This is a genomic window from Sphaerochaeta globosa str. Buddy (assembly GCF_000190435.1).
GTDB lineage: Bacteria > Spirochaetota > Spirochaetia > Sphaerochaetales > Sphaerochaetaceae > Sphaerochaeta > Sphaerochaeta globosa.
This window is the reverse complement of record NC_015152.1, coordinates 2,282,547-2,306,933: the sequence shown is the minus strand read 5'-3', so window position 1 is coordinate 2,306,933 and position 24,387 is coordinate 2,282,547. Positions and strand designations below refer to the sequence as shown.

Annotated in this window: 21 protein-coding genes and 1 tRNA gene; 14 read left to right on the top strand and 8 right to left on the bottom strand. The window is 50.8% G+C overall.

The annotated features are described in order from the left end of the window. The first annotated feature begins 74 nt into the window (after positions 1 to 74). Entirely contained in the window at positions 75 to 1,262 is a 1,188-nt protein-coding gene (locus SPIBUDDY_RS10800; RefSeq protein ID WP_013607794.1) for an oxygen-binding di-iron domain-containing protein, read from the top strand. Here SPIBUDDY_RS10800 and SPIBUDDY_RS10795 read toward each other — a convergent pair. Beyond that, complete coding sequence (locus SPIBUDDY_RS10795) at positions 1,259 to 1,858, bottom strand: DNA-3-methyladenine glycosylase family protein (RefSeq protein WP_013607793.1); 600 nt, start codon at positions 1,856 to 1,858, stop codon at positions 1,259 to 1,261. The genes SPIBUDDY_RS10800 and SPIBUDDY_RS10795 overlap by 4 nt on opposite strands. A 115-nt stretch (positions 1,859 to 1,973) precedes the next feature. On the opposite strand from SPIBUDDY_RS10795, the gene SPIBUDDY_RS10790 reads away from it, so the two are divergent. From SPIBUDDY_RS10790 to SPIBUDDY_RS10775, 4 genes are all read left to right on the top strand, one after another. Then, on the top strand, positions 1,974 to 2,912 hold the full coding sequence (locus SPIBUDDY_RS10790; RefSeq protein ID WP_013607792.1) for a DNA-processing protein DprA: 939 nt from the start codon (positions 1,974 to 1,976) through the stop codon (positions 2,910 to 2,912). Positions 2,913 to 2,962: 50 nt separating this feature from the next. Further along, positions 2,963 to 4,759, top strand: coding sequence for an alanine--tRNA ligase (locus tag SPIBUDDY_RS10785; protein ID WP_013607791.1), 1,797 nt, complete (start codon positions 2,963 to 2,965; stop codon positions 4,757 to 4,759). A 125-nt stretch (positions 4,760 to 4,884) separates the two neighbouring features. Beyond that, positions 4,885 to 5,655 carry a MerR family transcriptional regulator gene (locus SPIBUDDY_RS10780; protein WP_013607790.1) on the top strand — a complete coding sequence of 257 codons (771 nt, stop codon included), beginning with the start codon at positions 4,885 to 4,887 and terminating at the stop codon, positions 5,653 to 5,655. A 40-nt stretch (positions 5,656 to 5,695) separates the two neighbouring features. Next, positions 5,696 to 6,949, top strand: coding sequence for an MFS transporter (locus tag SPIBUDDY_RS10775; RefSeq protein ID WP_013607789.1), 1,254 nt, complete (start codon positions 5,696 to 5,698; stop codon positions 6,947 to 6,949). Here SPIBUDDY_RS10775 and rlmN read toward each other — a convergent pair. Both rlmN and SPIBUDDY_RS10765 read right to left on the bottom strand, forming a co-directional pair. Continuing rightward, on the bottom strand, positions 6,894 to 7,979 hold the full coding sequence (gene rlmN, locus SPIBUDDY_RS10770; protein WP_013607788.1) for a dual-specificity RNA methyltransferase RlmN: 1,086 nt from the start codon (positions 7,977 to 7,979) through the stop codon (positions 6,894 to 6,896). The two genes, SPIBUDDY_RS10775 and rlmN, sit on opposite strands and share 56 nt — an antisense overlap. 14 nt (positions 7,980 to 7,993) lie before the next feature. Then, positions 7,994 to 9,589: an OPT/YSL family transporter gene (locus SPIBUDDY_RS10765; RefSeq protein ID WP_013607787.1), complete on the bottom strand. Its 1,596-nt coding sequence runs from the start codon at positions 9,587 to 9,589 to the stop codon at positions 7,994 to 7,996. Positions 9,590 to 9,778: 189 nt separating this feature from the next. Between SPIBUDDY_RS10765 and SPIBUDDY_RS10760 the strand changes: the two genes are divergently transcribed. Next, on the top strand, positions 9,779 to 10,255 hold the full coding sequence (locus SPIBUDDY_RS10760) for a hypothetical protein (protein ID WP_013607786.1): 477 nt from the start codon (positions 9,779 to 9,781) through the stop codon (positions 10,253 to 10,255). 62 nt (positions 10,256 to 10,317) lie between these two features. On the opposite strand, the gene hflX is transcribed toward SPIBUDDY_RS10760, so the two are convergent. Beyond that, positions 10,318 to 11,640, bottom strand: a complete 1,323-nt coding sequence (gene hflX / locus SPIBUDDY_RS10755) for a GTPase HflX (RefSeq protein WP_013607785.1) — start codon at positions 11,638 to 11,640, stop codon at positions 10,318 to 10,320. Positions 11,641 to 11,729: 89 nt separating this feature from the next. Between hflX and ychF the strand changes: the two genes are divergently transcribed. Next, positions 11,730 to 12,836: a redox-regulated ATPase YchF gene (gene ychF, locus SPIBUDDY_RS10750; protein ID WP_013607784.1), complete on the top strand. Its 1,107-nt coding sequence runs from the start codon at positions 11,730 to 11,732 to the stop codon at positions 12,834 to 12,836. A 65-nt stretch (positions 12,837 to 12,901) separates the two neighbouring features. Here ychF and SPIBUDDY_RS10745 read toward each other — a convergent pair whose 3' ends face one another. Further along, positions 12,902 to 13,612: a hypothetical protein gene (locus tag SPIBUDDY_RS10745; protein ID WP_245523770.1), complete on the bottom strand. Its 711-nt coding sequence runs from the start codon at positions 13,610 to 13,612 to the stop codon at positions 12,902 to 12,904. Positions 13,613 to 13,681: 69 nt separating this feature from the next. Continuing rightward, entirely contained in the window at positions 13,682 to 15,328 is a 1,647-nt protein-coding gene (locus SPIBUDDY_RS10740; protein WP_013607782.1) for a B12-binding domain-containing radical SAM protein, read from the bottom strand. 66 nt (positions 15,329 to 15,394) lie between these two features. On the opposite strand from SPIBUDDY_RS10740, the gene SPIBUDDY_RS10735 reads away from it, so the two are divergent. The 6 genes from SPIBUDDY_RS10735 to SPIBUDDY_RS10710 all read left to right on the top strand — a co-directional run bounded on the left by SPIBUDDY_RS10735 (position 15,395) and on the right by SPIBUDDY_RS10710 (position 22,325). Beyond that, on the top strand, positions 15,395 to 16,213 hold the full coding sequence (locus SPIBUDDY_RS10735) for a hypothetical protein (RefSeq protein ID WP_155816098.1): 819 nt from the start codon (positions 15,395 to 15,397) through the stop codon (positions 16,211 to 16,213). Positions 16,214 to 16,289: 76 nt separating this feature from the next. After that, positions 16,290 to 18,833: a type I DNA topoisomerase gene (gene topA, locus SPIBUDDY_RS10730; RefSeq protein WP_013607780.1), complete on the top strand. Its 2,544-nt coding sequence runs from the start codon at positions 16,290 to 16,292 to the stop codon at positions 18,831 to 18,833. A gap of 12 nt (positions 18,834 to 18,845) precedes the next feature. Next, complete coding sequence (locus SPIBUDDY_RS10725) at positions 18,846 to 19,958, top strand: PIN domain-containing protein (RefSeq protein WP_013607779.1); 1,113 nt, start codon at positions 18,846 to 18,848, stop codon at positions 19,956 to 19,958. 105 nt (positions 19,959 to 20,063) lie between these two features. Then, positions 20,064 to 20,684, top strand: coding sequence for a TetR/AcrR family transcriptional regulator (locus SPIBUDDY_RS10720; protein ID WP_013607778.1), 621 nt, complete (start codon positions 20,064 to 20,066; stop codon positions 20,682 to 20,684). A 4-nt stretch (positions 20,685 to 20,688) separates the two neighbouring features. Beyond that, positions 20,689 to 21,099: an SCP2 sterol-binding domain-containing protein gene (locus SPIBUDDY_RS10715; protein ID WP_013607777.1), complete on the top strand. Its 411-nt coding sequence runs from the start codon at positions 20,689 to 20,691 to the stop codon at positions 21,097 to 21,099. A 2-nt stretch (positions 21,100 to 21,101) separates the two neighbouring features. Beyond that, on the top strand, positions 21,102 to 22,325 hold the full coding sequence (locus tag SPIBUDDY_RS10710; protein WP_013607776.1) for a M24 family metallopeptidase: 1,224 nt from the start codon (positions 21,102 to 21,104) through the stop codon (positions 22,323 to 22,325). A gap of 40 nt (positions 22,326 to 22,365) precedes the next feature. Here SPIBUDDY_RS10710 and SPIBUDDY_RS10705 read toward each other — a convergent pair. Further along, positions 22,366 to 22,439: transfer RNA gene (locus tag SPIBUDDY_RS10705), tRNA-Arg, on the bottom strand. 83 nt (positions 22,440 to 22,522) lie between these two features. Further along, positions 22,523 to 22,972 (bottom strand): large-conductance mechanosensitive channel protein MscL, encoded by a 450-nt coding sequence (gene mscL, locus SPIBUDDY_RS10700; protein ID WP_013607775.1) that lies wholly within the window; start codon positions 22,970 to 22,972, stop codon positions 22,523 to 22,525. A gap of 236 nt (positions 22,973 to 23,208) precedes the next feature. On the opposite strand from mscL, the gene SPIBUDDY_RS10695 reads away from it, so the two are divergent. After that, positions 23,209 to 24,381: an ABC transporter substrate-binding protein gene (locus tag SPIBUDDY_RS10695; protein WP_013607774.1), complete on the top strand. Its 1,173-nt coding sequence runs from the start codon at positions 23,209 to 23,211 to the stop codon at positions 24,379 to 24,381. The last annotated feature ends 6 nt before the right edge of the window (positions 24,382 to 24,387 follow it).

Here is a 24,387-nt window from a genome sequence, read left to right as displayed (position 1 = left end):
TCCATGGGTTGTACCATTTACTTGCACAGTACCCGGGAGCTTTGGATACGAAATAATGGAAAAGGAGTGAATGCATGAAACGGAGTATCAAGAACAACGTCTCTTGGGTTGGAAGAATCGACTGGGAACTGAAGAAGTTTCATGGTGATGACTACTCGGTCAACCATGGGTCGAGTCAGAATGCCTATCTGGTCGAGGAGGAAAAAACCGTTCTCATCGACACGATTTGGAAACCCTATGAAAAGGAATTCCGGGATAATCTGGAGAAGGAAATCAAGCTTGGGGACATCGACTTCATCGTTATCAACCACGGGGAGGTGGACCATAGCGGTGCTTTGCCGTATCTGATGGAGAAGATTCCTCAGACCCCGATCTATTGCACTGCCAATGCGGTGAAGTCTCTGGTAGGTCAATATCACCATCCCGAATGGAACTTCAAGGTCGTAAAGACCGGCGACAGTGTAGACGTGGGAAATGGTAAGAAACTGGTTTTTGTGGAAATGCGCATGCTCCACTGGCCGGACAGCATGGCAACCTACCTGACAGGGGATAACATCCTGTTCTCCAATGACGCCTTTGGGCAGCACTATGGCATTGAGGAACTCTTCAACGATAAGGCCGACCAATGTCTGCTTGCCGAGGAAGCAATCAAGTACTATGCGAACATCCTCACCCCGTTCTCCTCTCTGGTTAAACGCAAGATAGAAGAGATTGTCGCGCTGAACCTGCCGATCGACATTATTGCACCGAGCCACGGGGCCATCTGGCGGGACAACCCCTTGCAGATTGTTCAGCAGTATGCCGCTTGGGCCGATGCGTATCAGGAAGACCAGATCACCATCGTCTACGATACAATGTGGGACGGGACGAAACAACTGTCCCATGCCCTGGCTGCCCAGATTCAGGCACAAAGCCCCCAGACCAAGGTCAAGGTATTCAACATCAGCCAGACTGACAAGAATGACATCATGACCCAGGTATTCAAGTCAAAGGCAATAGCCGTGGGTTCCCCGACAGTGGGCAAGTCCATACTCTCCTCTGTCGGCGGTTGGCTCCATTTCCTTTCAGAACTACAGTTCAAGGGCAAGAAGGCTGCAGTCTATGGCTGTTATGGCTGGAGCGGAGAGGGAAATACCATCCTGTGTGAGGAGCTGAAGAAGTCGGGCTTTACTGTAGTGGATCCACAGGTCAAGGTGAACTGGAATCCAACGGAGCAAAACCTGTCCGAGATGCAACAGCTTGCAAAAGCTCTGTTGGCTTAAGAACAGTATCCAAGGTCGAGAAAGCGGTAGAGATACCGTGCAGCAAGTGAACGATAGGGCTTCCAAACGGAGGCCCTTGTTTCTATATCCTCATCACCGTAGAGGTATCGGTAGGCTTGCAGGAATGCTCCATCCTCCAGCGGAAGTATATCGTTTCGGTCCAATACGAATATGAGGTACATCTTTGCCGTCCATGGTCCGATGCCTTTGTATTGGCAGAGGCTTGCCATGCATTCTTTGTCGCCAAGAGAAGCCAGCGAAGCAAGCAAGGTAGGATTTTTTTCTACCATGGCGGCAAGAGCAAGAATGGTTTGAGCCTTTCTACGGGCGATTCCCAAGCTTCTCAGAAGATCTTCATCGAGGCCGGAAATGCTTGCTGCATCGATGTCTTTTCCCAATCTGGCCACAAGACGGGCATAGATGGTATCAGCAGCCTTTGCCGACAGCATTTGTCCGATGATTACTTGCACCAAAAAAGCAAAACCGTCTTGCTCCGCCTCATACTGAAGCTGTCCAACCTTCTCAATTACCTGATGCAACTTCGGATCGGATTGCTTCAGTGTTTCAATGGCCAACTGTAGTGTTTCGTTCTGCATAGGCTGAGTATAGCGCAAACTTTCTGGGAAGCCACATACTTTTCATGGCTTTTGGGTACATTGGTGTCAGTTGGCTTTGATTGCGCTTTACTCGATGCTTGTGATACCATAAGCCATGGACAGCATACAGCTTCAGGCCTTGCATTATGAATCCTTGCTCAAGGCAGCCAATGGCTCCGAGGCTAAGGCTTCCTATGCGTATGAGAAGGCTTTGGAATGCTCGATCATCGGTGAGAGCCTTGTTTTGCATGCCCAGACCTATGCACAATTGCTGGGTGTGGAAGCTGCGGCAATCAGCGATGCTTACTACAAAATCCGCCCGCTCTTTGAAGCAATGGATACTTCTGTTTCCATTCTGGGTTGGGACAGCCCTCTCTGGCCGAAACAGGTTGACTCTTTCGCCTTCCGTCCGAGATTCCTTTATGTGCAGGGTAATGTACAGCTGCTGAAGCAAAACTCGGTTTCGGTCATCGGAACCCGCACTCCTTCCTTGGAGGGAAAGCAGCTTGCTCTTTCCTGTGCCCAGGCACTGGGAAAAGCCGGATATGTGGTGGCAAGTGGTTTGGCCTTGGGTATTGACGGTGTGGCTCATAAAGCTGCCTTGGCAGCAGGATATCCGACCATAGCGGTTATCGGCACCCCGATCAATGCCTACTATCCCCCCGAGCACTGTGCATTGCAGCAGGAAATTGCAAAGGTAGGCGCGGTGGTCAGCAGGTTTTCGCCTGCAACGGTTACCCAGAAATGGCATTTTTTGCTGCGCAACCGCCTGATGAGTGCCCTCAGCGATGCCTCGGTGGTGGTGGAGGACCGCGATGGTGGTGGTGCAGTAAGGCAAGCGGCGTTTGCCTTGGAGCAAAAAAAGTACCTATTCATCTATCAGGGGAGTGTGGACAACCATAGTGTCCTCTGGCCAAGGCAGTTCGCCAATCAGAGCAGGGTGTTCGTGATCAAGAAGAGCCAAGACCTTCCGAGGTTGCTCAATCAAGCAAAAAAGACACGGGAGGGAGTGGGGAAACCCAAAGAAAAGAATCTGCAACTGGACCTCTTCTGACTCGCGTCTCCTTGACATACGATTGCCGACGAGACTACTATCTGCATATTATGAAAAAACAGCTGACCGCCAACGAATTACGGCAAAAATTCATTGACTTCTTTGTGTCTAAAGACCATGTGCAGATCAGTGGTGCTTCCCTGATCCCCGAGAACGATCCTACGGTTCTTTTTACCACCGCAGGCATGCATCCCCTGGTACCCTATATCCTGGGCAGCGACCATCCGAGCGGAAAGCGTCTCACCGACTATCAGAAGTGCATTCGTACCGGTGATATTGAGGCGGTAGGCGATCCCCACCATCTCACATTCTTTGAGATGCTCGGTAACTGGTCCTTGGGTGACTACTTCAAGAAAGAGGCAATCGCCTACAGCTTTGAGTTTCTCACTGCATGGCTGAACCTTGATATTTCTCAGCTTTCGGTTACCGTGTTTGCCGGTGACGAGCTGGTTGCCCGTGACGACGAAGCCGCTCAGACTTGGGAGAGCTTCGGCATTCCCCGTGAGCGCATTTACTTCCTTCCCCGTGAGGACAACTGGTGGGGGCCTGCCGGAGAAACCGGTCCCTGCGGTCCTGACAGTGAGATGTTCATCGACACCGGTCGTCCTTCCTGCGGTCCCGATTGTCGCCCGGGGTGTTCCTGCGGCAAGTACTTCGAGATTTGGAACGACGTATTCATGGGCTACAAGAAGAACAGCGATGGCACCTATGAGGAAATGAGCCGAAAGTGCGTTGATACCGGCATGGGTATCGAGCGTACGATAGCCATCCTGCAGGGCAAGAAATCGGTCTATGAGACTGAAGTATTTGCACCCATCATCGCAGGCATTGAGAATCTGTCCCAGAAACACTACGGCGATAACGAGGATATTGACATCTCCATCCGGATTCTTGCAGACCACATCCGTACCAGCGTTTTCATTTTGGGCGACCAGCGGGGTGTTGCTCCCTCAAACGTGGGGCAGGGTTACATTCTCAGACGCCTGATCAGACGGGCCGTACGCCATGGTCACAAGCTTGGTATCGAGGGAGCTTTCCTCGGAGATCTTGCACTCATCGTACTTGAGCTTTATGGCAAGCCCTATCCTGAGCTTGTGGAGAATCGTGAGTTTGTCCTGAAGGAACTCGCACAGGAAGAAGCAAAGTTCTCTGAAACCCTGGCAAAGGGTGAGCGTGAGTTTGAGAAAATGCTTCCCAACCTCTTGAAAGGAAACAGCCGCCAAATCAGCGGTCGTACCGCCTTCAAGCTATACGATACCTATGGCTATCCCATTGAACTGACCAAGGAACTTGCCGCCGAGCACGATTTTACCGTGGATGAGGCAGGGTTCAAGGAAGCGTTTGAGAAGCACCAGGAAATCAGCCGAAGCGGTTCTGAGCAGCAGTTCAAGGGCGGCCTTGCCGACCACAGTGACAAAACCACAGCCTTGCATACGGCAACCCATATGCTGCATCAGGCACTGCGTACCGTTTTGGGTGAGCATGTCGGCCAGAAGGGCTCAAACATCACCATCGAACGGCTTCGCTTTGACTTTACGCATCATTCTCCCATGTCAGCTGAAGAGATCCAGAAGGTAGAGGATATGGTCAATGAAGCCATAGACCGAAACCTTGCGGTGAAATGCGAGACTATGACTCTCGATGAAGCCAAGGCTCAGGGAGCCATTGCCTTCTTCGACAGCAAGTACGGCGAGCAAGTCAAAGTCTACTCGATCGGAGACTATTCCAAGGAAGTGTGTGGTGGACCCCATGTTGAGAATACTTCGCAGATGGGACATTTCAAGATTCTCAAGGAACAGTCTTCCTCTGCCGGGGTGAGAAGAATCAAGGCAATTTTGGAAAAGTAACCAGCGCTAGCTGCCATACGTTTTTTACTAAAGCTGTTTCAGGGAAACCCTCTGGACAGCTTTTTTTACGGTCAATCGCTTGATGTGTTCTTCCTCTGATGATAGCTTGCTTGGGGAGGGCCTTGATGCAAACCTACAGGACACAAGAGTTGGCTGTTTTGACAGGAGTGCATCCCAATACGGTACGCCTCTATGAGAAATTACAATTCATCACCCAAGCCAACAGAAAAGAGAACGGGTATCGGGTATTCACTGAGTTGCAGGTATTGCAGATTCGGTTCGCGCGATTGGCACTTCGTAGCGAAGTCTTGCACCATGGGCTGAGAGATCAGGCACTGTGTATCATACGGCTCTGTGCCGGATTGGATTTTCAAGGGGCCATGAAGGCCGTGGATAGGTACCTATCCAGTATCGAGGAGGAACTGGTACGTGCCAGGTCCGCCATCAGCGATGTACAGGCGATTCTCAACAGCAAGCATCATGAGCGAGACTTCACCCTTACCAGAAAACAAGCGGCAACGCAGATCGGCGTTACCTTGGACACCCTAAGAAACTGGGAGTTGAATGGTCTGATCCATACCAAGCGAAAGCAGAATGGCTACCGTATCTATGATGGTGATGATTTGAGGCGGTTGTGCATCATCCGCACCCTTCGGCTTGCCGGTTACTCGCTGATGTCCATTTTGCGATTGCTGAACCAGTTGGATGAGGATGCAGAACCTGCATTGGAAATGATACTCAACACACCTTCTTGCTCGGAGGACATAATCTCGGTTTGCGACCGACTTATCGTTTCCTTGGAGGCTGCCTCTGATGATGCAAAGTCCCTGCGCTCTCTCTTGCCTTCGATGATGCAACTATCCAAACCCTCCACTATACCACCAGACTTTGGATGAACGGTATGCTTGCAAAATATTTCTATCAGGAGGATGTTGCATGCAAGGTTGGAAGCTGAAAACCGTACTGTTTCTGCTAAGTCAGGGGATTACCCTGTTTGGCTCTTCGATTGTTCAATTTGCGCTGGTCTGGTACATAACACTGGAAAGTTCTTCCGGGGTATGGGTGTCGGCGCTCACCCTTTGTGCTTTTGTCCCACAGTTTCTTATTTCGTTTGTCTCGGGAGTCTGGGCTGACCGGTACAACAAGAAGTACCTCATCATTGCAAGCGATGCCCTCATCGCCCTTGCTACCCTGGCTCTTGCACTGCTGTTTCCCTTGCTGAAAACCAATGCAACAATCTTTGCCGCACTCTTGATTGTTTCCTTGGTTCGTTCGTTGGGCAGCGGGGTGCAGGTTCCTGCAGTTTCGGCTATGATCCCTGATCTGGTTCCTCAAGAACATCTGATGCGTTTCAACGGTATGTATGCCGCCCTGACGTCATTGGTCCAGTTTGCATCCCCCTTTGTAGCAGGAGCTTTCCTGACTTTTTCAAGCCTGAGAAGCTCGCTCTTGTTGGATGTTGCAACAGCGGTGATCGGAATCAGCCTGCTAGCAAGCTTGTCGGTTGTGCATCAGAGCAAGCCTTCCAATGGAATGTCCATGGCCAAGGAAATCAAAGAAGGGGCTTTGTACGCTTTCCAAAACCCATGGATAGGCAAAATGTTGATTGTCCATGGGTTGTTCATTGTTCTGGTAGTCCCTGCAGGCTTTCTTGCAACGTTGTTTGTTACTCGTTTCTATCAGGAAAGCTATGCTTACATGACGATAGTCGAGGTGGTAGGCTTTGCCGGAATGAGCCTTGGCGGGGTGCTGATGAGCTGGTGGGGAGGGTACAAGAATCAGGTCAAGACACTCCTAGCCGGTATGTTGGCTTTCGGCCTTCTTGCCATCGGCATGGGTTTGATTGACAACTTTCTGGTGTATTTGGCACTCATGGTCATCTACGGCGTTGCCTTGACCATGGTGCAGACGGCGACGATGACCCTTTTGCAGGAACGAACCGACCCTGGTGTACAGGGTCGAATCTTCTCTTTTCAGAATATCATGTATTGTGGAGCCCTTCCGCTGGGCATGGCAATCTTCGGCCCGATGGCCGACGTGGTTTCCTTACGGATATTGATGGCCGCAAGTGGCGCATTGCTTGTCCTTCTGGTACTCATGCTCCGTCTGGACAAGCAGTTTTACGCATCAGAGCCTACTCTTCATCCTCATCAACCATCAGATCGTAGTCCAGATTCAAGCCTTTGTTGAGAGGAACGGCGAGTTGCCCGCATGCTCCATTGATTTCCCTTCCACGGGATCGGCGGCGTGTGTAATTGACATGCAAGCGGTCCAGCTGCAGGGCGAAATAGTCAATCTCTTCCTCGGTAGGAGTCTTGTAGGGCAAACCTTCTGCTGGGTTCCAGGGGATGAGGTTGACGATGACGTCCAAGTCCTTTACATAACTGGCAAGCTTTTTTGCACTGGTTTCATCGGTATTGGTGTTTCCCAACAGGCAATACTCAATGGTAAAGCGTTTGCCGCCAAGGCGCTGATAATGCAGCAAGGCCTTTTTCAGGGCCATGATGTCCCAGGCCTTATTGACCGGCATGATGCGGTCGCGAAGGCGGTTGTCGGCACTCACCAGCGAGACTGCGAGCTTGACCGGTAGTTTCTGTTCGGCCAGCTTGAGAATTCCGGGGACAATGCCGCAGGTTGAGACCGTGATGCGCCTGAGGCTGAGATTGAAAGTCTTGGGGTTGTGGAAGTAACGGATCGAACGGGTAACTGCTGCAATATTGGCGAGTGGCTCTCCCATTCCCATATATACAATGTGGGTGATGGGTTGCTTGCTCACGGAAAGCAGGTGGATATATTGTTCGATGATTTCCTCTGCACTGAGGTTTCGTAGTAATCCCATTGTTCCGGTTTTGCAGAAGGTGCAGCCTTGGGCACACCCTACCTGACTGGAGAGACAGGCCGTGTGCCTGCCTTTCTTGTCGACCAGTAGGACACACTCGATTACTTTGCCGTCATGCAGGCGAACGCCCATTTTGGTAGCTCCGGTTTCATCGGTATCACAAGTGTGGATGGTCGATGAGCAGGCACTGCTCATCAACGATGCCAGCCGCTCCCGTTCAGCCTTGGGCAGGTCGGTCATAGCCTCAAAGGAATATACTCCTTTGACAAGCCAATTAAAAATTTGCTTGGCATAAAAGCTTTTCGAAAGCGAAAGTATTTCAGCGATAGTTTCTGCCTCAAGCCCATACAGGGAGAGGGGAAGGTGTGTAGTTTGTTGCATACTTGGCAGTATACCTATTTAAACATAGAAAGAATAGCAATCGCCACGCCTGTTATTCCTTCGCCTCCCAACAAGCCACTTGCCACCAAGCCGGTCTTTTCTCCCAGCTTTTCCTTGCTGAGCTTCTTGGCGAATACTTTCTTTGCCAAAACGGACACAAGAGCGCCCAGTCCCATAATCGAAGAAATGTAGATCGGCAGGTATACTCCCAAGCCGAGGGTGGCACTGGGAAGCTTGGACAAATACAGGACCAAGCCTACTCCAAGCCCGATCAGGAAGGCGGGAATGTGCTGCAGTCCCCCAACCATCGCCGATACGGCTGCTGCCTGGGGAGCGGGAAGCTCAGCAGTACCGAAACCTCCAAAAGCGGACTTCATGATCAAGAGGACGAAGACCGAGAGAATGGCACCGATAACGCCTCCAATCCCTTCACCGAGGATCTGTTGCCTGGGATTGGTTTTCAAGAGGTATCCACTCTTCAGGTCGTTCATGACATCCCCGGTCAGTCCACAGGCGACAGCAACTATGGCTGCTATGCTGAATGAGGCTATCAAGGACGGATTGGAAATAAGCTGGATGACCAAGAGCACGAGGATTCCAAATATTTCCATAGGGTTGATGCCGGTCTGCCCGGTAAGCATGCCTGAGAGGTAGGTTGCCAGGTAAATGCCTGCCATGAGTGTCAACGCCTCGATGAGTCCGAGCTCGGTTCCCAAGGCAAGAAGGATGACGGCAAAGAAAAGAATGAGGACAATGACCAGACGGGAGGAAGCGTTCAGGGAACTCTTTTTTTCCTCAAGCTTCTTGTGGGCGGAAAGCCTGCTTGCGATTGCCTTGAAGAAAACTCCCAAGCCTGTTCCGATCATCAGGCCGATGCCGAGGTTTGACCGAAATACATCAGCATCCGCCATGGAGGCAAACAGACCCTGCTGGATTCCCAGCGGGGTGAGGATGTAATACCCGAAGACAGCTCCCCCGAACCAGAGCAAAGCAAAGAGCGGACCGATGATTGCTCCGATACCCAAAGCCATCGGAGATACCCATATGGAGAAGGAGGGAATAATTGCACTTCCTGCGTAGATGGTTACCAGCGAAGGAATCTTGGCAAAGCCATCACGCAAAATGGTGAATATGACTGAACCCCCCATGGAAGCGAAGAGGGTTTTTGCCGCCTTGCCCCCTTGGGTTCCTGCCATAAGCGTGTTATAGCTTGCAATCCCCATGGGATAGGGAAGTGCTTCTTCCTCGATGAGCTTCTTCCGGAAGAGGGCGGAGAAGAGTGTCCCCAGAATGGCTCCCACTACAGTAAGCACCAGAAGGCTGGGAATGGAGAAATTGGCCGAAGGGTCGAGCATCCAAAGCCCTGGCAAGGTGAAGGCAAGGCCTCCGGCTACCATGGCTCCACTACTCATAATGGTATGGGTGACATTGATTTCCTGCAGCGTCGAGCCTTTTGCTTTATGCAGTGCCGCCATACTGACAACAGTGACAAATATGGTGGGCCAGGGAAGGGCTCCCATACGTAGTGCTACATACATGGAACTTGCAGTAATAACTAAAAGTCCGGCAATACCAATGATTGCTCCTCGAACGGTCAGATGTTTTTCCATATTTAACACTTCCTCCGTTTTTGTATAATAGTGAAGAACTAAGAAAAACACTAGGGGCTTCCTGTCTCCTAGCAAAATCCTAGCTTACAGGCATATTCAAGGATTGTTGGCTGTTCAAGTGCTTTTGGATGTGGTATATTCAAGGAAACATTACAATGTAGGAGGAAGTCCTACGAAGGGAGAATGCGTATGAAAAAAGTACTACTTGCACTGATTCTGGTCGCCCTCGTTTTGGTTCCTGTAACCGCTGCTACCGAGCGCGCTTCAAAAACCGATCTTGCTGTCGGATTAAACCTCGGCACCAACTCGGGTGTTGGCGTGCAGTATCGCATGAATGATTTCGATCTGATTGGCAACCTTGGATTTGATTTGTTCAATGGATACCTCTCTGTTGATGCTGCTGCAAACTACAAAGTGGCTGAGTTCAACATCGAGAAGGCACAGTTCGATGTAACCGTTGGTGGTGGCGCCTACTTGGGAATTCCCATTGAATCCGGTGCAAAGCTTGGTCTTGCTGCCATTGTTCCTGTTGGAATAGTGTATAGCATGAATAACAATGATTTCCCGCTTGATTTCTATCTTCGAATTGCTCCTGGCATAAGCATCCTTCCCGATGTTGGATTCCATGTCGGTGGCTATCTCGGTGCTCTTTGGAGATTCAACTAATCGTCTAGGGACGTTCGGATATTGCAACTTGGGTGCTTCCTTTCGGGGAGGCACCCAGTTTTTTAGTCGTGTCTGTAGTTCTGAAGCGGCCCTTGGAACCTGCCTTGGATACGGCTCTTCACCAGAATACCCTCTTCGGTGTAGTCGATGCTCTCAACTTGGCCGAAACGGTGGATATGTGCCACCAAATCATGGCGTGTGTTGGGCAGCAGGTAGGTGGTGGTAGCACACAGTTCGTGAAGGGTTATACCGATTTGTGTAAGCAGTGCATCGAGCCCTTCCCCTGTCTTGATGGATGTTTCCAACACAGGATTGTACATTGACTTGAGGCGGGAGACTGCAAACGCATCCTCGACCTTATCCATCTTATTGGCTAGCACGATGGCCGGCTTGTCTGTGCAACCCAGCTCTTCGAGGACCTGCACGGTAGTGGCGTAGTTTGCAAGCATGTCAGGATGGGAGGCATCACAAACAATAATCAAAAAATCGGCATATTTTGCCTCTTCAAGGGTGCTCTTGAACGCATCCACCAGGTTGTGAGGCAGGTCGCTGATGAAGCCTACGGTATCGGAGAGCAGAATTTCTTCCCCTCCGGGCAGCTTTACCAATCGAGTGGTAGGGTCGAGGGTTGCAAAGAGCTTGTCTTCAACCAGCACCCCGGCGTTGGTCAGGGCATTAAGCAGGGAGGACTTTCCACTGTTGGTATAGCCAACAATGGCTCCGGTCGGTATATTCCCGTTCATTCGCTGGTTGCGTTGGATGTTGCGCTGTTGCACCACCTTCTCAAGTAGGAGTTTGAGAGCGACAACCCTGTCCTGGATTTGTCTTCGGTCAAGCTCAAGCTGCGTCTCACCTTCACCCTTGGTGCCTTTGACACCACCCTTTTGGCGATTGAGGTTCGTCCATCGGCGTGTCAGCCTAGGCAGCGAGTACTCAAGGCGGGCAAGTTCCACCTGTAAATTTGCTTCCTTGGTGGCAGCTCGGTCGGCGAAAATCTGCAGGATTACTTCATCGCGGTCGATGACGCAGGTCTCCATCTCTTTTTCAAGGTTGCGTTGTACCCTTGGATTGATTCCTTGGTCGAAAATAACGACGTCGATTGAAAGCTCCTCTACCAAGAGTTTGATTGCTTCAACCTTGCCGCTTCCGATGAGCGTCGCGCTATTTGTCTGGCGCATAGGAATATATTCGACACGGATGGTTAAAGCACCCATGGTGTCGACAAGAGCTTTCAATTCATCGGCTCTGCGCTTTGAGCTTTGCTCTGATTCTCCATGTGAGACAAGGATGAGCAGCAGTGCTCTTTGGTCTTCATCCTTGATTTCGTAGACACGTTTTCCTTTGGAAATTGGCTCTTCAGAGCCTGTTAACTGTTCAATACCCATTGCTGTTGACTATAGGGCTGGTTAACGAGCGAGTCAATATGTGCTACACTGCCCCTACTGGCTCCAATGAGCCGAGAATGAGGTAAATAATGGGCTTAAATTGCGGCATAGTAGGGCTTCCCAATGTTGGTAAGTCGACCATCTTTTCAGCATTGACTGCAGCTCCCGCCGAAGTTGCGAACTATCCTTTCTGTACGATCGACCCCAATGTGGGTATAGTTTCCGTTCCCGATCCCCGCTTGGACAAGATTGTCGAGCTGATTCCTCCTGCCAAAGTGGTGCCTGCAACCTTCGAGTTTGTAGACATAGCCGGCTTGGTGGCCGGAGCGAGCAAGGGAGAAGGCTTGGGCAACCGTTTCTTGGCATCCATCAGGGAGGTGGGCGTCATCGCCCACGTGGTCAGGTGCTTTGACGATGGTGACATCATTCACGTGAACAACAGGATCGACCCCGCCGGGGACATCGAGACGATCAACATCGAGCTTGCCCTCGCTGACTTGGATACCGTGACGAACCGCTGGGCAAAACAAGCCAAGCTGACTCGGTTGAGCAAGGAAGCACAAAAAGAGAATGAGAAAGTCCTTCCTTTGCTCACCAAGCTCAAAGAATGTCTGGAGGACGGTAAACCTGCCCGGTCGCTGAAACTCGAGGAAGAGGAACTTGCCATGGTCTATGACCTGCACCTCATCACCCTCAAGCCGGTCATTTATGTCTGCAATGTCGATGAAGAGGGTATCGTCCAGGAAAATGACTATGTCAAAACGGTACGTGCCATTGCCGAAGCGGAAGGCTCCGAGATCGTAGTCATTTGCGGCAAGATTGAGTCTGAAATTGCAGTATTGGAAACAGCGGAGGAGAAAAGCGAATTCCTCGAGGCTGTTGGACTGAAAGAGTCAGGACTGAATCAGTTGATCCGCAGTGCGTACCATACCTTGGGTATGAGGACGTATTTCACCGCAGGTTCGGATGAGGACCGGGCATGGACCTTCCATGCCGGCTACAAAGCCCCCCAGGCGGCGGGAGTCATCCATACCGATTTTGAGAAAGGATTCATCAAAGCCGAGGTGTACAACTGCGAGGACCTTTTCTTCTATAAGACCGAACAGAAGGTCAAGGAAGCCGGAAAGCTGAGAATGGAAGGCAAGGAGTATGTCGTGCAGGATGGAGACATCATGCACTTCCGATTCAATGTATAAATCGGCCGATTGCTAAAAAAATGAGAGGCAGCAGATTTCTGCTGCCTTCGCTTTTTTGGGTATGCTTACTGCCAAGTTACCGTAAAGGTAATAGGGTCCTCAAGCAAGAGGAAGTCGATCAAGGGGAAGCTGAATTCATACAGGCGCTCGGAAATCTTTTTCCCGTTGATGAAGCCGGTGATGGGGGTGGGTGTTTCAACTCTCAGGGTGATGAAGGATTGCTCGATGGCGGGAGGCCCTTCTTCCCCAAGCATGAAGCTGATCATCTCCAGGTAGTCAGCATCGCTGAGCCCTTGGTTGTACACCGGACCGAAGGCTTCAAAGTTCTCGTCGGCCAAGAAAGGGATGACAGGAACAAGCTGGTCGTAGTTGTCCATGGATAAGGAGAATGTCATGCTGTTCTTTTGCATGGTCAACAGGCTCTGATCGGGCCCGGCGCCAAGGTCACTGAACAGTTGCTGCATATTGGTAAAGGTAAAGGTTCCTCGGTATGCATTATCGTTGAGCTTGGTCATCCGCACCTTGTCGGTGGTGGGACTGTAGTCCAGGGCACGTTCGAAATCATTGATGGCTTTGTCCATCAGCGATTGGTCGCCCTCGGGGGGGATGAACTCACTGAAATCCTGTAATACAGCAATGAAAAAATCCTCAACGGTAAAGTCAAAAGCTGATTCATTTGGTGCAGTGCTTTTGAATGATAGCGTTTCGGTAACGGTACAACCGGTAACCAAAAAAAAGACGGCGAGCAGCAGAACTGCTCGGATTGTATATTTCACATGCTTCACTGTTTCATTCCTTATCAATACTGTACGGGATTTTTTGTTGCTTCTCAACAAGAAGTTTGCCTAACTCTGCTCGGAAACAGGCAGAAAATTGAGTTCACCCTCATCATTGGCATAGATGGATAGCTCAACCTCTTGTGTGTAGGGATGAGCGGCCAAAAAATCATCAAGTGACATCGTATCGAGTGAGGCAAGTTCTTCCAACGGATAGAAGAGGTGGATCGTGGGGCTTTGTTCATACATATGGAAAAAGGCTATCCCCTGATGCAGTTCCATGTAGGAGAGCAGCGGCTTTAGATACTGCTCTTTTCCCAACTTTTTCAAAAGACTGCCGACAAAGGCTTCCTGTACAGCAAAAATATCCAATTCCGACTCTGCAGTCTGTGTCTTCCCTGTATAAAAGGAGAGGTAGGATTCGAACAAGGTGAGTAGGGAAGAAGGTCGTTGCCCGGTTGCCTCACAAAATGCATGCATCCACATACCGGCTTGTCCCTGGGTGAAGAAGAGGTCGCAGCTGTGTTTGAGGCGCATGGCCTTTTTCAGATCCTCTTCACTGAAGGTGGGGGAGTGGAGAATGGTATACGGGGCCTGGGTCATGCTGACAATACCGTAGGAGGCTGCCCGGTCGCTGACTAGGGTGCCGGGAAGCAGGGAGAGGGGGAAAATATCGAGGTTGCTGGGCTTTAGCAGCATTGCATAGTCCAAGCTTTTGGTGAATGCCGCCAAACTGTCATGGGGAAGGCCGATAATGAGGTCCAAGCCGAACGGAATGCCTCGTTGGTTGAGCAGCTGGATTTTCTTGGCAAACTGGGAGGGATTAAAATTTCGGTTTGCCGCTTTGAGAACCGCGCTGTCACTTGACTGCAACCCGATTTGCAGTGAGCAGTTGATGGTTGCAAATGCATCGGCTAAGGCGGCATCGAGCAACTCTGCACGGACCTCAAAGACAAAATGAATCGATGCCTGTTTCTCTTGAAGCAGTGAAAGAATTGCCAAGGTGCGCTGCTTGTCAATATTAAAGGTAGGGTCGAGCACATAGACTTCCCCGACCTCGTGCTCGATAAGATACTCGAGTTCCTCCTCCAGTCGGTCCAGACTGAAGTGCCGCACGCTGCGCTCTCCCCGGGATTCGAAACAAAAGGAGCAGTGGAACGGACAGCCGCGGGTCATTTCCCACAGAACCGATGCCCCGGGTTGCAGAAATGGATCTGCAAGGCCATTGAGAAGAGGGGAAGTCAAGCTATCGAGATTGGGGCTGGGAGCGGGGCTGTAGAAACCAGTCGATGAGAGTACTCCCGCAAGTTGGGGCTTTTTGCCGGTTTTGATCTGATCGATTGCCCCAAGCACTGTCTCTTCCCCCTCGCCGAGGATGAGGAAGTCGTACAGCGCCAAATCAAAGGAAGAGGGATTGGCTGTTGCTTCAGGACCGCCGGCGAAAAGTATGCAAGCGGGCGAATTCTCTTTGAGTTGCTGGGTGAATAGGTCCATCCAGCTTCTATTCCACAGGTAGACCGAAAGCCCTACTACATCCATTGGCTCAATGCCAAGGGACTTTGCCGCGACGATTGGGTCGTCGGCAAGGGTGAATGCGTGGTGGAGGCAGTGCTCGCCTTCGTAATGGGCAAGAATGGAGCTTTGGATGCAGAGTGCTCCAAGCGGGTAACTGAGATTGCCCTCTTCGAGGCAGCAGGAGATCAAGTGTATGGTCATATGACCGATAGTAGCTGGCCAGCCAATCTCTTGCAACTAGGGGGCAGCTGTGTATACAGTAACGGTATGAAGCGATGGATACTATGCTTGTTGCTTTGTTTCGGGCTCCCTCTGTTTGCTGCACCTCTTGCAGTTGATTTGGTTGGGGCATATCCCAACCAGTTGCATCTGAACTGGGAAGCAGTCTCCGGTTGCGACTATTACGATATCTATGTTGATGGAAAGCCCGTCCAGCGGGTGCGACAGACATCTGTGGTCCTGGGCTCCAACGAAAAGCCTTTGGAAAGCCATCGGCAGTACGAGGTGATCGTCGCTGCACGGAAAACAGGCAATATTGATATAGCCGCTGCCAAGCAGTCCTATTCCACCACCGGATGGGAAGGTCGCTACCGTTGGATCAACCTTACCGACAAGGACAACAAGGGAAAATGCAAAGAGCTTGATCTCTTGGTCACCTATACCGAGCCGTACTATACGATCCAAGGGATGTTCGACCGTCCCTATACCTTATTCCCCTTGCTTTCAGATGATCGGCTCAACGAGCCAATCCCTTTCGAGGGAGAAAGTGAACAACAGAAAGCGTATCGGGCCAATGCTGAAGTTTTCAATACAACAAATTTCACTCCTTCTGTTTGGAGTGTCACTTCCATGGAAATTGGCATGGACCGTTATACCGTGGAGGTTAAGACAAAGGTGGGGGCTCTCTCTTTCAAGACCCGCTCAGTCTATACGTTCGTCCTTTCCCCTAAAGGGGAAAAAGAATTGCACTTTGAAACCAAAGGTGATGGTATGGCTTCCTGGGGATTGTTTACCTCCCCCAATCCAGGGGAGAACGGAGTGTTTGTATGCAAGTTCATTCACGAGCCAAGGCAATTGACCCAATGATGGTATACGTTGACAAAAGCTGAAGGCGGCAGTATATGTGTTAACCTAAGACCACGTGTCTTTAGGAGAAGAACGCATGGATAATGCCAATACATTGATCATTGTTGAGTCGCCTACCAAGGCCAAGACGATAACAAAATTCCTTCCTTCCTCATGCAAGGTAGTTGCGAGCAAAGGACATATCAGAGACCTTCCCGAGGATCGGATGGCTATTGATGTGGAGCATGAGTTCGCTTGTGACTACGAGGTGGTGTCCGGCAAGGAGTCATTGATCAAGGAGTTGAAAAGCAGCTTGAAGAAAGCCGATCGACTGCTGCTGGCAACTGATGAGGACCGTGAAGGAGAGAGTATTTCCTGGCATTTACTTGAGGTTCTTAAGCCCAAGATTCCGTTCCAGCGTATGGTTTTTCACGAAATTACCAAGAGTGCAATAACCAAAGCCTTGGAAGGTGGCAGACCGCTGGATGAAAATCTGGTCAAGGCACAGGAGGGAAGGCGCATCATCGACCGCCTGTATGGGTATACGCTTTCGCCGACTCTCTGGAAAAAGTTATCCAATAAAAAACTCTCGGCAGGGCGCGTGCAATCGGTCGGGTTGCGTTTGACCGTGCAGCGTGAGCGAGAGCGGCTTGCGTTCCAGCAAAGCACCTACTTCGATGCAAAAGCGGAGTTGCTTGCAGAGCAGAAGCAGCATTTTGAAGCCAAGCTGACAGCCTACCAAGGTCATCGCCTGGCAAACAGCAAGGATTTTGATTCAATTAGCGGCCAATACAAGGCCAAAGGCCAAGTGCTCCAGCTTTCTCGGGAGCAAGCCCAGGCTATCGTAAAGGAATTGAAGGCAGAGCCGTTCAGGGTCCAGGATATCCAACGCAAACCCTTTGTCACCCGGCCTAACATTCCCTTCACCACCAGCACCCTTCAGCAGGATGCTATTAAGAAACTGCATATCAGTGCCTCTGATACGATGCGCATTGCTCAGAAACTCTATGAGAACGGCTTCATTACCTACATGAGAACCGACAGCCCTTCTCTGAGTCAGGAGGGAACGCAGGCCGCCAGAAGTCAGGTGGACCAGTTGTACGGCCAAGAATACCTATCCCCCTCGGCCCGCTACTTTGCTGCAAAAAGCGCTGGTGCACAGGAAGCCCACGAGGCGATCAGGCCCGCAGGGGAACGGTTCCTTATTCCTTCTGAGACACATTTGATCGGCAAGGAGCTTGCCCTGTATGAATTGATCTGGAAGCGTACCCTGGCAAGCCAGATGGCGGAGGCCAAAAAAGCCACCACTACCGTTACGCTTGAGGCAGGAGAGGGAACCTTTACTGCAACCGGAACGGAAATTGTGTTTCCCGGCTTTCTGAGAGCCTATGTGGAAGGGTCGGATGACCCCGATGCCGCTTTGGAAGACAAGGAAACCTTATTGCCTGCCATGAAGGTAGGCCAAGTCTGCCCGCTTGCAAGCCTTGTTGAAGTCGAGCACCAAACCAAGAGCCCTGCCCGTTATACGGAAGCCTACTTGGTGCAGGAGCTGGAGAAACGGGGAATCGGGCGTCCTTCAACCTATGCTACCATCATTAAGACGCTTTTGGACCGTCGCTATGCAATCAAGGAAGGGTCTGCCTTGGCTCCGACCTTCATCGGGTTTGCCGTGTGCCAATTTCTGGAGACCAATTTTCCCCAGTTCGTCGATTATGACTTTACCTCGATGATGGAAGATGGCTTGGACAAGATTGCATCGGGAGAACTCGATAAGATAGTGTTTCTCAGTTCCTTCTATTGTGGTGAAAGCGGCCTGTTGAGCCAGAATGCCTTACAACTTAAGCAGGATAACAAGGTAGTTTCCAAGACGTTGATACTGCCCCATATCAGCGATAAGAACCCGGTCATGATAGGGCCCTACGGTGCGTATGTCATTGATGCAAATGAGGCGTTCATTTCCTTGCCGCTTTCCTGGATACCGGGCAATATCACCGATGAGGATGTCAAAACCCTGATCGCCAACGGCAAGGAGAAACAACAGCCGGTAACGTTGGGCAGTGGTGCTGTCAAGGGTGAGGCGGTGAAGGTCATGAACGGCAGGTTCGGGCCCTATTGGCAGGAAGGCGAGGGAAAGGATGCCAAACGCGCAAGCATACCCAAATGGGTGCAGGATGCCAACCGATCCGAGGAATTGGAGCTGGCCAACCGCTATCTCAGTCTTCCCAGAAATCTGGGAAAGGATGAGGATGGCAATGAGGTGCTTGCCTACAAAGGCAAGTACGGGCCCTACATTGCAAGCAACAATAAGACACGGAACCTGAAAAAGACCGATCATGACCAAGAGCTTTTCTCGATCACCTTGAAGGAGGCTCTTGCATTGCTTTCCCAAGAAGTTGAGAAGAGTGGTGCCAAGGGCAAAAAGGGCGGTGCAAGGTCGGCTAAGGCTTCTACGGTCAAGGACCTTGGCCAGTTTGAAGGTGAAGCGGTTTCGGTGGCAACCGGTCGGTATGGCTTCTACCTGAAAGCGGGCAAGGAGAATATCGCACTGCCCGATGCATACAAGAAAGATGAAGAGAAAGCACTTTCGCTTACGCTCGATGAAGCTGTCGAGCACATCCGCACCAAGCGTGCGAAGGAATGATGGAACCATATCATGGCAAAACTAATGGGCAGAAGAGCCCCCGCTCTCAAGGTGGAGACTATTTCCTCGGAGAATGCACTTGATGTGCTGGGCTCGGAGTTCCGCCTTGGCAAAGAGAAGATTGCAAGCATTCTCAGGAGTGTAGGAATCAAGGTGGAAGGAGCGAAGGCTGCAAACGAACTGATCTTGTATCGGGAGATTATTGCATGCAAGCTCGGAGACCGCTCACGATTCGCCACCACTGACGAAGCGTACAATGAGATGCTGGATGCACAATTGCGCTCCTTCGACGAAATTTATGTCGATACCGCTCCGATTATCCAGCTGGATTATTTCCTGTATTTTGTTACCAATGCCGAGCCCATTCTCAAGCGACGCAAGAAGAAGTTGCTCATTCTTGAGAAAACAATGGAAGAGCTTCACGGCTTGAAGGACAATCCTGAAAAGGATCTGGAGGTGCGCGTCCGCGCCACCATCCGTCCTGATTTAATCCGTCAGCTCGCCAAGCGGGGTCTGGTGCGCATCGGTGATACCGGTAGTACCGGTATTGCCGACGACCATTTGGTTTCTTTGTTCAGGCAGGTTGGGGCGAACAAAAGCCTCCTTCTCATCACACAGGACCGAGGTTTGAGTGAACGGATCGTTCGCTTGGCCCAGGAACTGGAGAAGCAGCCTCAGGTCAACGTATCCTTTCCTTGGTGGAAGAAATTGCTTGGCAGAAAACAAGAGCTGCATGAGCATGAACATCACATGGTGGTGTGCAAGCTGGTGGAAGAGGGCAAGCTCAAGCGTTGCTATATCTGCCCTGAATGCAATGAGAGCTATTACGACGATCTCCATGATTGTGAGGGCTTTGTTCTTTGCGGACGCTGTTACCTTGATTTGAAGGAACAGGAAGCCAGGCAGGTCGATGAAAACAAGAAGAAACGTGAAGCTGAGTTGAAAGCCGAGGAAGCGCGTCAGCGTAAACTCGAGGAAGAGGAAAAACGGCTCGAGGTGGAGCGCAGCAAACAAACTGTCGCACAGAGGCTTGAGCAACAACGAAAGAAGCTGTTCAAAATCGGCCTCATAGCACTTCCCCTTGTGCTGTTGCTGTTGATTCTCCTACTGCTGATACTTTTATGACCCTCTACCGTCTGCCAATGTGCAGGCGGTTTTCTATTACACTTGTCCTCCAATTTCTCCGATACCCAACCTTGACAGCAGGAATATCGGGTGTAATATGAAGATATGAATGAAATCTTCACTTTTTCACCTAAAGGACAAAAGCGCAAACAGCAGCTCTTTGAGACTGCCTTGTCGGTGTTCTCTGAATATGGGTATCGCAAGACCAGCATGGAGGATATTGCCCTTCGCATGCAGGTTGCTGTGGGTACCCTCTATCGCTATGTCAAAGACAAGCAAGATCTCTATATACAGTGTGTGGCCTATGCTTTTGAGAGGTGGCAATCGTATGCCCTACAGCAGGCCAGAGCTCAACAGCAACCGCTTGAGCGGTTCAAGGCACTGTGCATGAGCGCCTTTTCCTATATGCAGAAGGAGACGAGGCTCAGAAGGATTCTAGCCAGTGATCCTGCGCTTTTTCCTGTGTTGGATGGAACCGATCCCTTCGCTCACATCAATGAAAAGTCAGTCCAGTTGTTGGCCTCGGTCATCCAGGAAGCTGTGGATGCGAAAGAATTTTTCGTTGAGGATGTACAGCTTGCCGCCCAGATTCTTTTCTCGCTCTACCGGTTTTCGATTGAGCGAGCCTATGTTGAGGAATCGGGCAGCGAAGAAAGGCGCTTTTCCCAAAGCCTTGATTTGGTATTGAACGGGCTGTTGGCCCGCGAGACGCATAAGGAGGATTGAGAGCATGGATGAGAAGTTGAGGTATTTGAGCAAGGCTTGGCGGGATGAGGGGATAAAGCTGCTGGTCAGCGAGATAGATCCGGAGAAAATGCACAATGTGACAACTTCGATGGTGGATATTTACGAACACGGCCCCGAGGGGAAAGAGTACTTTCTCTTTTTGAAGTGCGAGAATGGCAAGGTGGTACAGTTCGAGACCGGTGAGGTACCAGCTCCGGAGGCGGAATTCATAATTCGCGGTTCGTACTCGGTTTTTTCCTCGATAACCCGGGGAGAATTGAGCAGCACCCGGGCCTTGATGACGGGAAAGCTTCGCCTCAAAGGCAATATGGCAAAAGCGGTCAGGCTTGCACCGCTTGCAGACCGGGTCAATAAAATTCTCAGTATGATTCCGACCGACTATGTGGAGGCTTGAACATGGGAAACAGACTTGAACTAACCAGTCCGTATTACATCGACAATCGTAAGCGCGTACAGGACCTACAGAAGGCTATGGAAAAAGAGGGCCTGGACGCCTATTTGGGTACCCGCCCCCGCACGCTCAGTTTTCTTTTGGATGCGTTCATCCCTTGGCGCAGCTATGTGGTTATCCCCCGTACGGGAGAACCGATTCTCCATACCTTTATCGTCGATGCCACCCGCGTTGGTGATGAGACATGGCTTAGTACCGACAACGTTCGGGCCTATGCCCCGATGGGAGGACAGGATCCGATAAGCCTTATCGCTGCCTGTCTGACGGAGGACCTGGGCATAGAACGTGGCAGGCTGGGTATTGAGGACGGTATTGCTACCTATACAGCAGAAGGCAATCTCAGCCATTACGAATACACTCAGTTGGAAGGGGCCTTGGAGGGGTGGACTCTTATCAACGCACACCATCTGGTCGATGAGCTTTCCATCATCAAGGATGCGGGTACCATCGCTCGCTTCCGTGAGGCTTCACGCATCGTGGATGTAGGGCAGAAGGCTGTGTTTGAAGCGCTCAGTAATGGTGGCTGGAAACACCTGACGGAAACGGTAGTGGGCGGCATTGCTGCTCTTGCCATGCGTAAAGAGGGGTCGGTATCGGAATGGAACTTTGCAGGGCTCAATGAGATTTCCAGCGGGTATAGGACGGCATTGGGAGCCTGCACGCCGCCGACTACCAAAGAACTGGCAGCCGGGGAGCCTTTGATGGTGGATTTGCACTCGATGTTCCACCTTGCACTGGGCGACCACTCGCACAATTACCTGATCGGTCCTGCCACAAAACGCCAGCGGCGTCATGCAGACAACTTTGTGGACTTGGTTCAGACCGTATTGGACAATTACAAGGCAGGTGTTACTCCCTCCATTCTTGCCCAGGTGATGATGGATAGGGCGGAGGTTCTGGATTGCTCCGACTTTTTGCTGCCCGGCTGTGAGCATGGAATAGGGCTCTTTGGTGATGAGTGGAGAATAGGGCATGCCATGGAAGGTCCGTTCCCCTATTGGACAAACCCTGACCATGTGTACCAGAAAGGTGAGATGGTTATCTGTGCCATGCAGTATGCCAGCATGGAAGAGGGAATAGGCTTCCGCTATGAAAATCCGATTCTTATAACAGAGAATGGTTGCGAGCCTTTGTCCAAATACCCGCTGGTCATCGAGGAGATACTCTGAGAGCATAAAAAAGAGAGGCTGGAAAACAGCCTCTCGTACATGCCCCTGGTGCGATTCGAACGCGCGACCCCTTCCTTAGGAGGGAAGTGCTCTATCCAGCTGAGCTACAGGAGCTAATGCAAAATCGATAGTACTGTAAATGGAAACCGGTTGCAAGGGGAGGGAGTGAAAACTTCTTCCCCTTGCTGCTGTACGCTTTATTTCTTCTTCAGCAGGTCTCTGATTTCAGTAAGCAGAACAACATCGGCAGAAGTAACCGGAGCAGGTGCCGGGGTTGCTGCGGCCTTGGCTTTCTCTTCTTCCCGTTTCTTTGCATCAAGGCGTTCACGAAGGCGATTGATTGTGCGCACGATCATGAAAACGACAAATGCAATAATGAGGAAATCGACGACTTTCTGAATGAAATTGCCGTACATGATTGCTACTTCAGCCGTCTCGGCAGTTGCTTCGGTAATGACGATCTTCAGGTCGATAAAGCTGACTCCTCCGAGAATGAGGCCGATGAAGGGCATGAGAATGTCCTTGACCAACGAATTGATTATCGCGGTAAATGCACTGCCGATAATGATACCAACAGCCAAATCCATGACGTTTCCCCGTGTTATGAATGTTTTGAATTCACCGAGCATCTTGCTTTTCCCTGCCATAGAGGCCTCCAAATAATGAGTTTCTGTATTGAGTATAGCACGTTACTAGGAAATGTGGACAGCAAAGAAGGTACCGCAAGAAAGTGACATATGAAGGCTCTCAGGCTTTTTTATAACCATAACCGGGAAAATTTTCAAATAACAGTGACTAAATATTGCATAAATATACTTGTTATTGTATAACCAAGTAAATGTTCCGATAGAATACTGTCGGACTTTATTTGGAGGTACCAAAGATGAAGAAAAGCCTGTTTGTTTTGTTGGCCATCTTGGCCGTATTGTCCTTTCCTGCCTTTGCTCAGGGCGGTGGTGAAGCAGCCAGCCCGAAAATTGGCTTTATCGGTCCTATGACCGGTGACTATGCCAACTATGGAGTATTGAGCAACAACTCTGCCATGCTTGCTGTTGGAGAGTTCAACGCAAAGGGTGGTATTGGCGGCAAGCTCCCCGTAGTACTGGTAACTGAAGATTCTGAAGGAAACGTTGAGAAGGGTCTCTCCTCAATCGAGAAACTCTCCTCCTCTGATAAGATTGTTGGTCTGATCGGACCTGTTTTCACTGGCGTAAGTTTCGCAGTCGGCGAACGCGTACAGAATGAAGGCATCGTAATGATCAGCCCCTCGGCTACCCATGCAGACATCACCAACATTGGTGACTTTGTATTCCGCACCGTTGTATCTGACGGCTTGCAGGGCGAGGTTGCTGGTCGCTACTTCTTCGAGAAGCTCGGCTACAGCACCATCGGTGTCCTGTATGCCAAGAACGACTACAGCCAGGGTTTGTATCAGGGCATGACTGCTTCCTTTGAGGCAGCTGGCGGCAAGGTAACGATTGCTGAAGCTTTCAATGTCGGCGACAAGGATTTCAAAACCCAGCTGACCAAGATTCGCTCCGCCAATCCCCAGGCCATTTACATCCCCAACTATACCGCTGAGATGGCTCAGATTCTTGAGCAGGCTTCCCAGCTTGGCATGAAGATTCCGTTCCTTTCCTGTGACGGATTCTCCAACCCTGAGATTTACAACCTCGCCGGTGGTTTCACCGATGGTGTTGTCTATGTCGGTCCCGCCAAGGTCAAGGAAAGCCCGTCCTATAGCAAGTTTGTTGCCGACTACAAGGCCAAATATGGCGTAGGCCCCGATAGCTTTGCCACCAACGCCTACGATGGCACCAACATTCTGCTTGCAGCCATGGACAAGGTTTACAAGGCAACCGGCAAGTTCGATCGCAAGGCTATCCGTGATGCAATTGCTGCAACCAAGGATTATGCCGGTGTAACCGGAACCGTCAACTTTGCTGAGAATGGTGACTTGGTAGCCTACCAGGGACTGTACAAGGTCAACAAGACTACTCCCGAGTATCTTGGAACCTACACAGTTGTGGATGGAAAGCTCGTCCAGATTGACTAAGGTCTA

Excerpts from the sequence above, each read along its gene's own strand:
- SPIBUDDY_RS10800 (WP_013607794.1), top strand. The coding sequence starts at position 75 with ATGAAACGGAGTATCAAGAACAACGTCTCTTGGGTTGGAAGAATCGAC.
- SPIBUDDY_RS10795 (WP_013607793.1), bottom strand. The coding sequence starts at position 1,858 with ATGCAGAACGAAACACTACAGTTGGCCATTGAAACACTGAAGCAATCC.
- SPIBUDDY_RS10790 (WP_013607792.1), top strand. The coding sequence starts at position 1,974 with ATGGACAGCATACAGCTTCAGGCCTTGCATTATGAATCCTTGCTCAAG.
- SPIBUDDY_RS10785 (WP_013607791.1), top strand. The coding sequence starts at position 2,963 with ATGAAAAAACAGCTGACCGCCAACGAATTACGGCAAAAATTCATTGAC.
- SPIBUDDY_RS10780 (WP_013607790.1), top strand. The coding sequence starts at position 4,885 with ATGCAAACCTACAGGACACAAGAGTTGGCTGTTTTGACAGGAGTGCAT.
- SPIBUDDY_RS10775 (WP_013607789.1), top strand. The coding sequence starts at position 5,696 with ATGCAAGGTTGGAAGCTGAAAACCGTACTGTTTCTGCTAAGTCAGGGG.
- rlmN (WP_013607788.1), bottom strand. The coding sequence starts at position 7,979 with ATGCAACAAACTACACACCTTCCCCTCTCCCTGTATGGGCTTGAGGCA.
- SPIBUDDY_RS10765 (WP_013607787.1), bottom strand. The coding sequence starts at position 9,589 with ATGGAAAAACATCTGACCGTTCGAGGAGCAATCATTGGTATTGCCGGA.
- SPIBUDDY_RS10760 (WP_013607786.1), top strand. The coding sequence starts at position 9,779 with ATGAAAAAAGTACTACTTGCACTGATTCTGGTCGCCCTCGTTTTGGTT.
- hflX (WP_013607785.1), bottom strand. The coding sequence starts at position 11,640 with ATGGGTATTGAACAGTTAACAGGCTCTGAAGAGCCAATTTCCAAAGGA.
- ychF (WP_013607784.1), top strand. The coding sequence starts at position 11,730 with ATGGGCTTAAATTGCGGCATAGTAGGGCTTCCCAATGTTGGTAAGTCG.
- SPIBUDDY_RS10740 (WP_013607782.1), bottom strand. The coding sequence starts at position 15,328 with ATGACCATACACTTGATCTCCTGCTGCCTCGAAGAGGGCAATCTCAGT.
- SPIBUDDY_RS10735 (WP_155816098.1), top strand. The coding sequence starts at position 15,395 with ATGAAGCGATGGATACTATGCTTGTTGCTTTGTTTCGGGCTCCCTCTG.
- topA (WP_013607780.1), top strand. The coding sequence starts at position 16,290 with ATGGATAATGCCAATACATTGATCATTGTTGAGTCGCCTACCAAGGCC.
- SPIBUDDY_RS10725 (WP_013607779.1), top strand. The coding sequence starts at position 18,846 with ATGGCAAAACTAATGGGCAGAAGAGCCCCCGCTCTCAAGGTGGAGACT.
- SPIBUDDY_RS10720 (WP_013607778.1), top strand. The coding sequence starts at position 20,064 with ATGAATGAAATCTTCACTTTTTCACCTAAAGGACAAAAGCGCAAACAG.
- SPIBUDDY_RS10715 (WP_013607777.1), top strand. The coding sequence starts at position 20,689 with ATGGATGAGAAGTTGAGGTATTTGAGCAAGGCTTGGCGGGATGAGGGG.
- SPIBUDDY_RS10710 (WP_013607776.1), top strand. The coding sequence starts at position 21,102 with ATGGGAAACAGACTTGAACTAACCAGTCCGTATTACATCGACAATCGT.
- mscL (WP_013607775.1), bottom strand. The coding sequence starts at position 22,972 with ATGGCAGGGAAAAGCAAGATGCTCGGTGAATTCAAAACATTCATAACA.
- SPIBUDDY_RS10695 (WP_013607774.1), top strand. The coding sequence starts at position 23,209 with ATGAAGAAAAGCCTGTTTGTTTTGTTGGCCATCTTGGCCGTATTGTCC.